This is a genomic window from Oleiphilus sp. HI0132 (assembly GCF_001635845.1).
Map to the genome: position 1 here is coordinate 1 of NZ_LWGJ01000607.1, position 799 is coordinate 799.

The 799-nt window shown below is 42.6% G+C and carries 1 protein-coding gene; it reads left to right on the plus strand.

All coding sequences use genetic code 11. The features are described from left to right. The coding region (locus A3766_RS07430; RefSeq protein ID WP_068642034.1) for a DMT family transporter at window positions 1-799 on the plus strand (799 nt) is incomplete at both ends.

The window sequence follows — 799 nt, forward strand, 5'->3', positions numbered from 1 at the left end:
CGCCGCATTATTGCTTGGTGGTACAGCACTTTTTTCAAAACTAATTCCCTATGCTGCCTGGGACATAATTGCCTACCGAACTCTGATTTGCGGCCTCACCGTATTTATTGTGGCACTTCTATTCAAACAAAAACTTAGAATTAGCACTTTACCCGTTTTTTTACTCTTGGTGTTTTGCAGCATGCTGTTCACCGTTCATTGGACAGCCTATTTTCAAGCGATGCAGCTGTCGACTGTCGCTATCGGCATGATCTCGATGTTTACCTTTCCTGTCATGACGGTATTTCTGGAACCCTTAATCAATAAAACACGGCTTCATAAAGCCGATATCCTCATGGGTTTGCTGGTTATGCTCGGTGTCTTTATGATCGTCCCGGACTTTACTCTCGAAAACAATGTCACCGCAGGAGTATTGTTTGGTCTTTTATCTGCACTGGCTGTGGCACTAAGAAATATTCTGGTATCAAAGCACCTGTCAGATATTTCCCCTTTCACCATTATGTTTTATCACGCGATGGTGTCAGCCGCAATTTTGCTACCCTTTGCATCTGTCTCGCCAGTGGAAATAAAAACACCCGATCTACTTGCATTAATTCTACTAGGCACCGTGTTTACGGCAATCCCACATACTCAAAAAACATACGCCCTACGCTATCGTTCAGCTAAAAGCGTATCAATGGTGATAAGCCTGCAAGTCGTTTATGGAAGCCTATTTGCATATTTACTTTTAAGAGAAGGAATAGTCTTCAACACACTACTTGGTGGTGGCATTATTTTGTTTGCTGCTTTGTATGAGAGT